This window comes from Kitasatospora sp. NPDC059577 (assembly GCF_042735475.1).
Lineage (GTDB): Bacteria > Actinomycetota > Actinomycetes > Streptomycetales > Streptomycetaceae > Kitasatospora.
In genome coordinates this window covers 169,185-179,444 of record NZ_JBHWBZ010000009.1, presented here as the reverse complement: position 1 = coordinate 179,444, position 10,260 = coordinate 169,185, and the positions used below count along the sequence as shown (strand labels likewise).

Annotated in this window: 7 protein-coding genes; 5 read left to right on the top strand and 2 right to left on the bottom strand. The window is 75.0% G+C overall.

Annotated elements, in window-relative coordinates:
• Window positions 1-2,932 (bottom strand): FtsK/SpoIIIE domain-containing protein (locus tag ACFV0O_RS11455; protein ID WP_380339498.1); only part of this gene is annotated, 2,932 nt, incomplete at its 3' end.
• Window positions 2,933-3,344: 412 nt separating this feature from the next.
• On the opposite strand from ACFV0O_RS11455, the gene ACFV0O_RS11450 reads away from it, so the two are divergent.
• From ACFV0O_RS11450 to prfB, 3 genes are all read left to right on the top strand, one after another.
• On the top strand, window positions 3,345-5,210 hold the full coding sequence (locus ACFV0O_RS11450; RefSeq protein WP_380339495.1) for a protein kinase: 1,866 nt from the start codon (window positions 3,345-3,347) through the stop codon (window positions 5,208-5,210).
• 258 nt (window positions 5,211-5,468) lie between these two features.
• The gene (locus ACFV0O_RS11445; RefSeq protein WP_360253483.1) at window positions 5,469-6,722 is read left to right on the top strand and encodes a serine/threonine-protein kinase; all 1,254 of its coding nucleotides are present in this window, start codon (window positions 5,469-5,471) and stop codon (window positions 6,720-6,722) included.
• Between the two features lie 56 nt (window positions 6,723-6,778).
• Window positions 6,779-7,891, top strand: coding sequence for a peptide chain release factor 2 (prfB, locus tag ACFV0O_RS11440; RefSeq protein WP_380339492.1), 1,113 nt, complete (start codon window positions 6,779-6,781; stop codon window positions 7,889-7,891).
• Window positions 7,892-7,993: 102 nt separating this feature from the next.
• Here the strand turns inward: prfB and ACFV0O_RS11435 are convergent, their stop codons facing one another.
• Window positions 7,994-8,188 (bottom strand): hypothetical protein, encoded by a 195-nt coding sequence (locus tag ACFV0O_RS11435; RefSeq protein ID WP_360253479.1) that lies wholly within the window; start codon window positions 8,186-8,188, stop codon window positions 7,994-7,996.
• Window positions 8,189-8,538: 350 nt separating this feature from the next.
• Between ACFV0O_RS11435 and ftsE the strand changes: the two genes are divergently transcribed.
• Complete coding sequence (gene ftsE, locus ACFV0O_RS11430; RefSeq protein WP_030059730.1) at window positions 8,539-9,228, top strand: cell division ATP-binding protein FtsE; 690 nt, start codon at window positions 8,539-8,541, stop codon at window positions 9,226-9,228.
• Between the two features lie 78 nt (window positions 9,229-9,306).
• Window positions 9,307-10,218 carry a permease-like cell division protein FtsX gene (ftsX, locus tag ACFV0O_RS11425; RefSeq protein ID WP_360253477.1) on the top strand — a complete coding sequence of 304 codons (912 nt, stop codon included), beginning with the start codon at window positions 9,307-9,309 and terminating at the stop codon, window positions 10,216-10,218.
• The last annotated feature ends 42 nt before the right edge of the window (window positions 10,219-10,260 follow it).

Here is a 10,260-nt window from a genome sequence, read left to right as displayed (position 1 = left end):
GCGCGCGGCCCCCCCCACCCCCCCCGCGCTCCCCCGGGCCCCCTCCGTCTTCGCGGGGGGCCGCCCCCCCCCCCCCACCCCGCGGGGCGGCGGCGCGCTGGAGGGCGCTGGCCAGGAGGGCGAGGTCGGTGGGGCCGTTGCCGAGCTCGCGGACCGGCCGGCGGGCGGGCGGGGCGCCGAGCTGCAGCGGGTCCACCGCGACCACCGTCGGGCGCAGGGTGGCGGTGCGCGGGATGCGACCGCTGATCCGGGCGGTCTGGAAGGCGGTGACGCCGCCGTCCGGCAGCCGCAGGTAGCCGCGGCCGGGGGTGTCCTCGGGGAGGGCGGCCGCGTCGCCCAGGTGGATCAGCAGGTCGGAGTCGGCCGGGTCGTCGGTGCGCAGCGCGATCCGCAGCAGGGCGGCCTCGTCCACCTCGCTGCCCGCGCTGTCCTCCGGGCGGCCGGTGGCGACGGCGAGGTGGACGCCGAGCGCCCCGCCGCGGCGGGCGATGTCGGCGAGTGCGCGGGCGAGCGGCCGGCCGGCCGGGGAGGTGGGGGAGAGCAGGGCGTCGTAGTCGTCCACGACGACGACCAGGCGGGCCGGGACGGGCGTCGCCGGGGCGGGCGTCGCGGGGGCGGCGCCGGGCCGGGGGCCCTCCGCGCTGCGCGGCGCGATGACCCGGGCCGCCGGGGCGGCCGCGGCTCCGACGGTGGCGGGCACGGGCACCTGCGGGTGCTCCACCGGCTCGGGCCGCTCGTCCAGCGCGTGCCGGTCGTCCAGGATGCGCGCGGCGTGCCAGGAGGCGAAGTCCAGGCCGTCGAACAGCCGCTCCCGCAGGTCGAGTTCGTCCTCCAGCGCCTCGGCTGCGAGCAGTGCGGCCCGGGGATCGGCGCCGGCGTTCACCAGGCCGGTCACGTGCGGCAGCTCGGTGCAGCCGTCCAGGCCCTCCTCGGTGGGCCGGCCCTCGATGATCGTGACGGCCAGCCGCTCGGGGCGCTCGGAGACCGCGAGCGAGGCGACCAGGGTGCGCAGCAGTTCGGTCTTGCCGGAGCCGCGGCCGCCGCCGATCAGCAGGTGCGGGCCGCCCGGGTCGGGGGAGGGCAGGGCGAGTTCGGGGTCGGCCAGGTCGAGCGTGCACAGCTCGTCCCGGGTGGTGCCGAGCAGTGCGGTGGCGGCGCCGATGCCGCCCGCGTGCGCGGCCCAGCGGGCGGACAGCTTGGCCGGGGTGACGGTGTCGAGCTGCAGCAGGTCGAGCAGGCGCAGCGCGTCCGGCAGCGGGCCGCGGACGGCCGGGGCGGCCTCGCGCAGTGGGGCGAGGACGCGGGCCAGCCGTTCGGCCCAGGCGTCGGAGACGGCGTCCAGTGAGACCTCGTGCAGGGTCTCGCGGCCGCGGGCGACCGGGCGGTCGAGCGAGAGCTGGGTGCCGACCTCGCCGGTGATCAGGGCGGTCGCGCCGAGGCCCCGGGGGAGCAGCTCGGGCTGTTCGGCGAGGCAGACCGGGAAGATGCCGACCGCGGGGCCCTGGCGCAGCAGCAGGTCGAGCGCCTGCCTGGCGGTCTCGGAGGCCGGGCGGCCGTCGACCACGACCACGGTGGCGGCGTGGCCGCCGAGGCCGCTGGGGCCGCTGAGCCGGGCGGTGAGCTCGGTCAGCCGGGCGGTGGCCTGTTCGTCGTCGAGGCCGATCAGCAGGCGGCAGTCCTGGCCGTCGGCCGGGCGCAGGTGGGGCAGCCACAGGGCCCAGGCCCAGGTGTCGACGCGCTCCTCGGGGGTGCGGGCCGGGTCGGCGTCGACCACGACCAGGCTCAGGCCGGTCGGCGGGTGCAGGGCGGCGAGCTGGGCGACGACGGCGCGGGTGAGTGCGTCCAGGCGGTCGCGCGGCCCGCAGAGGCCGAGGCTGCCGGCGGTCTGCAGGTCGAGGGTGACCGGGACGGCGGGCAGCGTGGTGCCGGGCGTGGTGCCGGGGCCGCCGGGGCGGTCGGCGGTGCCCAGGCGCAGGGTGAGCGCGTCGGGGTGGCCGGGGCCGCGCTCCCACAGCCGGGGGCCGGGACCGACGGCGTTGAGCAGCAGGCCGGCGAGGTCGGGCCAGCGTTCGCGCTGGGCGGCGGTCTGGCGCAGCCGTACGGCGGCGTGGTGGCGTTCGGCGCTCTCCTGGCCGGGCGGCTCGGCGGTGCGGCCGGGCAGCAGCGAGAACAGGCCGCGGCCCCGGCCCGGGGCGGGTTCGGGGGCGGCGGGCGGCTCGACCACCGGCGGTGCGGGCCGGGCCGGGCCGGGTGCGGCGAGCTGGAGGTGCCCGTGGCCGTCGGGCAGGGCGGCGCGGACGGCACCGGCGGGTTCGGCCGGGTCGGGGGCGGTGACCTGCAGCGTCGATTCGCCGATCCGCAGCAGGGCGCCGGGCTCCAGCGGGACGGCGGCCTCGGGCGGGCAGGGCGGCACGAGCCGGCCGTCGAGGGTGGTGCCGTTGGTGGACCCGAGGTCGCGGACGGCGACCCGGCCGTCCTCGGCGATGTGCAGTGCGAGGTGCAGCCGGGAGACGTCCGGGTCGTCGAGGGGGACGTCGGCCTCACCGGAACGGCCGATCCGGATCTCCCGGCCGTGCAGCCGGTGCACGCCGCCGGCGTCGGGGCCGCCGACGACGCGAAGTTCGGCGACGGCGGGGGTGTCGTCGGGGTCGTCGGCGGTGGGGTCGGGTTCGTTGAGGCTGAGGACGGCTCCGTCGAGCAGCGGGGGGTGGCCGAGCAGGGTGTGCTCGTCCACCCGGTGCGCCCCGGCGTACAGGTGCACGTGGGTGGCGGCCCGCGGTCCGCGCACGCCCACGGCGCCGGCGAGGGCGCCGGCGATGGCGCCGAGCGCGGTGCCGACGGGCGCGGTGACCAGCACGTCCACGTAGGGGATGGCGGAGCCGGCGGCGGCCGGGCCGCTGCGCGGTCGGAGGACGGTCAGCCGGATCTGCATCTCGCCCGCGGGTCCCTTCTGCTGGTGTGAAGCCTGGTACCCCGGCGCCGTCGCGCACGCACCGGGCGGACGCGGCGACCCCATTGGGCCACACGAGTGGCGAGTGTCCATCCTGCCATCCGGCACGGACGGTCCGCGCACCGTACCGGATTTGACGATCTTGCGATCATCGTCATGGTGGAGGTGGCGGTGAGTCAGGTCAACCACCCCCCTGCCGCCCCCCTGAGCCGGCCCCTCGACCCGCTCCGGGTGGTCCCCTAGGGGATGTCCCCCAACCCTGCTCGGATGGCCTGCCGGTCACCTCAAAAACCCGAACGGACACCGTTAGAGTGGCCGCAGACACGGGCCCGGCAGGCTCACCGCACCAGCGGAGGAGCGCCCCGCGCGGGCGGCACGGCGAGGAGTGCGACAGGTGCGGCCAGTCGGCAGCAAGTATCTGCTGGATGAGACCCTCGGACGGGGTGCGACCGGCACCGTCTGGCGCGGCGTGGTGCGCGAGGACGTCCAGGTGCCGGGCAGCGAGCCCGGCCAGCGGGTGGCGATCAAGGTGCTGCGCGAGGAACTGGCCGCCGACCCGGACGTCGTGATGCGCTTCCTGCGCGAGCGTTCACTGCTGCTGCGGCTGACCCACCCGAACATCGTCCGGGTTCGCGACCTGGTCGTCGAGGGCGAGCTGCTGGCCCTGGTGATGGACCTGGTGGAGGGCCCCGACCTGGCCCGCTACCTGCGCGCCAACGGCCCGTTCAGCCCGATCGCGGGCGCCCTGCTGATGGCGCAGGTCGCGGACGCGCTGGCGGCCAGCCACGCGGACGGGATCGTCCACCGCGACCTCAAGCCGGCCAACGTGCTGCTCGCCTCCACGGTGGTCAACGGCATCGAGCAGATGCACCCGCTGCTCACCGACTTCGGCATCGCCCGCCTCGCCGACTCCCCGGGCGTCACCCGCACCCACGAGTTCGTCGGCACCCCCGCCTACGTCGCGCCGGAGTCCGCCGAGGGCCGCCCGCAGACCTCCGCGGTGGACGTGTACGGCGCCGGGATCATGCTGTTCGAGCTGGTCACCGGCCGCCAGCCGTTCCAGGGCGACAGTGCGCTCGCCGTCCTCCAGGCCCACCTCGCGCAGGAGCCGCAGCGGCCCAGCACCATGCCCGAGCCGCTCTGGACGGTGATCGAGCGCTGCCTGCGCAAGGACCCGGCCCAGCGGCCGAGCGCCACCTCGCTGGCCCGTGCCCTGCGGGTGGTCGCGGCCGGTGTCGGTGTGCACGCCTCCCCGGCGGCGGTGGACGAGGCGCTGGCGGTCGCCGCCCTGCTCCAGCCGGACCCGCAGCCCACCACCGTGCCCGGCGCCGTCCCGGCCGTTCCGGGCGGCACCGAGGCCCGCACCCAGGTGCTGCCGCCGAGCGCCCCCGGCGCCCCCGGGTACGACCCGGCCGCGGCGACCCGGGTGATGGGCACCCAGCCGCCGCCCGCGCCCCCGTACGGCAGCGCGGACCGCACCCAGGTGCTGCCGCCCACCGCCGTGCCGCCGCCCCCGCCCACCGCGCCCCCCGGGCCGCAGGAGGAGGCGCCGCACCCGTGGCAGACCCAGCTGCGCGCGGCGCGGGACCGCAACCAGCAGACCCAGGTCGGCTACTTCGGCCCGGAGGACTACGAGGAGTACGGCGAGCCGCAGGTCGCCCCGCCGCCCTACCAGGCCGGTCAGGGAGCGCCGGGCGGCCGGCCCGGCCACCAGCCGCAGCCGCCGGCCGGCTACCGGCAGGCCCCGCCGCCGCCCGGCTACGCGCAGCGCCCGCCGGTCGCCCCGCCGCCCTACCAGGCCGGACGAGGCGGGCAGGCCGGCCAGGACGGGCAGGGCCCCCAGCGCGGCCATGCCCCCCAGGGCGGCCGCCCGCAGCCGCCCGGCGGCCGGCGGCAGGCCCCGGCCGGGTACGGCCAGCCGCAGGGCGGCTACCCGCCGCCCCCGCCCTCCCCGGCGCCGCGCCGGGCCGAGCCGCCGGCGCCGCAGTACCGGGAGGCCCCGCCGCGGCGTGAGGAGCCGCCGCGCGAGCCGGCCCGCCGCCGTGAGCCGGCGCCGGCCCGCGAGCCGCGCCCGCGCAGCCGCAACCGGATGTACATCCCGGGGCTCGGCTGCCTCAAGGGCTGCCTGATGGTGCTGCTGGTGCTGACCGTGGCGGGGGTGGCGCTGTGGAACTTCACCCCGCTGCCGCACTACTGGGACAACGTCGTGGGCTGGTTCGACTCGGCGCGGGACTGGGTGAACAGCGTCTTCGGCAAGTAGCGCCGTCGCCGGCCGCCGGGACCGGCCGGGACGGATCCGCCGCGGAGCCCGGACCGACCGGTCCGGGCCCGACGCCGGTGCCGGACGGCAAGATTGACGCTTTGTCGACAATTTCCGAGATTTCTCGCCCGAGACTCCCGCTCCGGGGCCATCAGGCGGCCCTTCGGGGCCTCCGGGCGCGTAGGTTGGTCGCTGTTGTCCCGCCCCACCGAGCGCGCCGGACCCCCGGAGCGCTCCCGCGCCGCCCACGGAGCAGCATTGGCACGCAAGATCGGCAGCCGGTACACCGTCCACCAGGTCATCGGCCGGGGTTCGGCCGGGACGGTCTGGCTCGGTGAGGGGCCCGACGGCCCGGTCGCGGTCAAGCTGCTGCGCGAGGACCTCGCCTCCGACCAGGTGCTGGTCGGCCGCTTCGTCCAGGAGCGCACCGCGCTGACCAGCCTCGACCACCCCCGGGTGGTCGGCGTGCGCGACATGGTCGTGGACGGCAGCGACCTCGCCCTGGTGATGGAACTGGTCCAGGGCAGCGACCTGCGCTCCCGGCTGGAGCGGGACGGCGCGCTGCCGCCGCAGACCGCCGCCTCGATCATCGCCGACGTCGCCGACGGCCTCGCCGCCGCCCACGCGGCCGGGATCGTCCACCGCGACGTCAAGCCGGAGAACGTCCTGCTCGACCTCGCCGCCGCCCCCGGCCCCGGCGGCGCCCCGCGCGCCAAGCTCACCGACTTCGGCGTGGCCCGCCTGGTCGACGCCCCGCGCCGCACCCGGGCCACCCGGATCATCGGCACCCCCGACTACCTGGCCCCCGAGATCATCGAGGGCCTGGAGCCGCGCGCGGCCGTCGACATCTACGCCCTCGCCACCGTCCTGTACGAGCTGCTGGCCGGCTTCACCCCGTTCGGCGGCGGCCACACCGGCGCGGTGCTGCGCCGGCACGTCACCGAGCAGGTGCCGCCGATCCCCGGCCTACCGGACGGGCTGTGGCGGATCATCTCCGAGTGCCTGGCCAAGGCCCCCGCCTCCCGGCTGCGCGCCGCCGAGCTGGCCGCCCGGCTGCGCGAGCAGCTGCCGTCGCTGGCCGGCCTGCCGGTGCTCGTGGTGCCCGCCCAGGGCCGCGCCCCGGCCGAGGAGCAGCTGACCCCCGGCGAGGCCGTCTACGCCGAGGTCGACGCCGGCCCGGGCGTCCACAAGCGCCGCCGCGGGCCGGCCGTCCCGCTGGTGCCCGGCGCCGCCCCGGACTCCACCCGGGACACCCACACCAGCCTGCGCCGGCCCTCCGCCGAGGAGCTGGCCGCGTACGCCGCCGAGTCCCGCGCCCAGCGCACCGCGCCGGGCCACCGCCGGGACCGCCAGGCCCTGCTGCGCCGCCGCCGGCTGCTGGCCGTCCTGCTGGCCACCGTCCTGCTGCTGGCCGGTGCGGCCGCGGCCTGGACGGCCTTCGCGGCCACCGCGCCGGACCGCGGCCACCCGGCCCGCCCGGCCGTGCACGGCACCGCCCCGCGGGCGCCGTAGGGCCGGGGGAGCGGGGGTGTCGTCATGACCACCCCCGGAACCATTACCCTGGGGGCGTGGCAGCCGTCGATCCTTCCGAAGAGCTCAAGAACCTCGATACGACCATGGGGTCGATCGAGGCCGTCCTCGACCTGGACAAGATCCGGGCCGACATCGCGGTCCTGGAGGAGGAGGCAGCCGCCCCCACCCTGTGGGACGACGTCGCGAACGCGCAGAAGGTGACCAGCCGGCTCTCCTTCCTCCAGGGCGAACTGCGCCGGGTCGAGGGCCTGCGCAGCCGCATCGACGACCTGGGCGTGCTGTTCGAGCTGGCCGAGGCCGAGAACGACGCGGACACCCGCGCCGAGGCCGAGGTCGAGCTCGTCGCCCTCCAGAAGGCGGTCGAGGAGCTGGAGGTCCGCACCCTCCTGTCCGGCGAGTACGACGCCCGCGAGGCGCTGATCAACATCCGTGCCGAGGCCGGTGGCGTGGACGCCGCCGACTTCGCCGAGCAGCTGATGCGCATGTACCTGCGCTGGGCCGAGCGGCACGGGTACCCGACCGAGGTGTACGACACCTCGTACGCCGAAGAGGCCGGCATCAAGTCCGCGACCTTCACCGTGAAGGCGCCGTACGCCTACGGCACCCTCTCGGTCGAGCAGGGCACCCACCGCCTGGTCCGCATCTCGCCGTTCGACAACCAGGGCCGCCGGCAGACCTCCTTCGCCGGCGTCGAGGTCCTCCCGGTCGTCGAGCAGTCCGACCACGTCGACATCGACGAGGGCGAGCTGCGCGTGGACGTGTACCGCGCCTCCGGCCCCGGCGGCCAGGGCGTCAACACCACCGACTCGGCGGTGCGCATCACGCACCTCCCGACCGGCATCGTGGTCTCCTGCCAGAACGAGCGCTCGCAGATCCAGAACAAGGCGTCCGCGATGAACGTCCTCCAGGCCAAGCTGCTGGAGCGGCGCCGCCAGGAGGAGAAGGCGGCGATGGACGCGCTCAAGGACAGCGGCAGCTCCTGGGGCAACCAGATGCGCTCCTACGTCCTGCACCCGTACCAGATGGTCAAGGACGTCCGCACCGCGTACGAGGCCGGCAACCCGCAGGCCGTGCTGGACGGCGACATCGACGGCTTCATCGAGGCCGGCATCCGCTGGCGCAAGCAGCGCGAGACCAGCGCCGAGTAACGGCGCGACGACAGAGCGAAGGGCCCCGACCGCTGCGGTCGGGGCCCTTCGTCGTGGACCGGGGTGGATCGGAGGATCACGAGGGGGTGGAACGGATGGGCCTCAGGCCAGCGCCTGCCGGGCGATCAGCGCCACCGCGAGCAGTCCGGCCAGCAGGGCCAGCAGCATCGCGGGGGAGAATGCGGCGAACGGCCCCTGCTGGTCCTGCAGTCGGGCCCGGTTGGCGCGGCATACCGGGCAACGCCCGTCGCTGACACGGCCGTTGCAGTTGGCGCACACCAGATGGTCGCAGGTCATGCGATCTCCTCCTCGCTGCTACAGCCAACGCACCGGACGGGGCCTTGGTTCCCGTTCTTGCCCTGTACGGGGGAGCGGCCGGACGCGGTCGCCACCTCCCACTCTGCCAGGTTCCGGCGGTTCCGGCTCCCGGGCTGTGAGATGCCTCGCAATATTCCGGGCATAAGCAGTCATTCTCCCCCAGATTCGGAGGGCTGTCACGGGCTGCCCCTGCGGGCCGGTTGCCGATTCGCGTATGGTCCGAGACCGGGAGCGGCCCTCCGCGCTCCCTTCGCCCGCCCCCGGGCCGGGCCCCCGGGGCGGATCGACCGAGGATTGGCGCCGCCTAGGATGGCCTCCGTGATGCAGCCGTGATCAGATTCGACAACGTCTCCAAGACCTATCCCAAGCAGAACCGTCCCGCCCTGGACAACGTCTCGCTGGAGATCGAGAAGGGCGAGTTCGTCTTCCTGGTCGGCTCGTCCGGCTCGGGCAAGTCCACGTTCCTCCGCCTGTGCCTGCGCGAGGAGCGTCCCAGCACGGGCGCCGTGCACGTGCTCGGCAAGGACCTCGGCAAGCTGTCCAACTGGAAGGTGCCGCACATGCGCCGCCAGCTGGGCACCGTCTTCCAGGACTTCCGCCTGCTCCCCAACAAGACGGTCGCGCAGAACGTCGCCTTCGCCCTCGAGGTGATCGGCAAGCCCAAGAGCGCCATCAACAAGGTGGTGCCCGAGGTGCTGGAGCTGGTCGGCCTCGGCGGCAAGGAGGACCGCATGCCGGGCGAGCTGTCCGGTGGTGAGCAGCAGCGGGTGGCGATCGCCCGCGCCTTCGTGAACCGTCCGATGCTGCTCATCGCGGACGAGCCCACCGGCAACCTCGACCCGCAGAACTCGGTCGGCATCATGAAGCTGCTCGACCGCATCAACCGCACCGGCACCACGGTGCTGATGGCCACCCACGACCAGGCGATCGTCGACCAGATGCGCAAGCGCGTCATCGAGCTCGACAAGGGGCTGCTCGTCCGCGACCAGGCCCGCGGCGTCTACGGGTACCAGCACTGATCCCCCAGCGCTGACCCGTAGGGCCGCCGGCCCGTACCGCCAGACCAGAGCAGTACCGACCCTGGAGTTGTTTCCCGCATGCGTGCCCAGTTCGTCCTGTCGGAGATCGGTGTGGGTCTCCGACGCAACCTGACGATGACCATCGCGGTCGTCGTCAGCGTCGCGCTCTCCCTCGCCCTCGCCGGTTCCTCGCTCCTGGTCCGCGACCAGGTGAACAACATGAAGGGGTACTGGTACGACAAGGTCGAGGTGAGCATCTACTTCTGCACCAAGGCGGACGCCCGCGACTCGCCCCAGTGCGACAAGGGCGCGGCCACCGACCAGCAGGTCCAGGACATCAAGGCCCAGCTGGACAAGATGACCTCGGTGGTCCAGTCCTCCACGTACGAGAGCTCCGCCGACGCGTACAAGCACTGGAAGGAGATGAACCCGGACAACCCGCTCATCCCCGTCCTCGGCCCGGACGCCCTGCCGCAGTCCTGGCGGGTCAAGCTCAACGACCCGACCAAGTACGACGTGATCCAGAGCGCCTTCGCCGGCAAGCCCGGCGTGAAGTCGGTCGAGGACCAGCGGAAGATCCTGCAGAACCTGTTCGGCCTGCTGAACGGTCTGCAGACGGCGGCGTTCGTGATCATGGTGCTGATGCTCTTCGTCGCCCTGCTCCTGATCGTCAACACCGTCCGGGTGTCGGCGTACAGCAGGCGGCGCGAGACCGGCATCATGCGCCTGGTCGGTGCCTCGAACTTCTACGTCCAGATGCCCTTCATCGCCGAGGCCGCGTTCGCCGCGCTGCTCGGTGCGGTGATGGCCTCCGGCCTGCTGATCGGCGGCCACTTCTTCGTGCAGGGCTGGCTGGCCGACCGGGTGCAGTTCATCCACTTCATCGGCCTCGGATCGGTGCTGGCGGTGATACCGCTGCTGGTCGTGGTGGGCATGGGGATGGCCGGTGTGGCGGCGTTCTTCACGCTGCGCAAGTACCTGAAGGTCTGATCCCCGGACGCCTCGGCGGCCCCGGACGGCACTGCGCCGTCC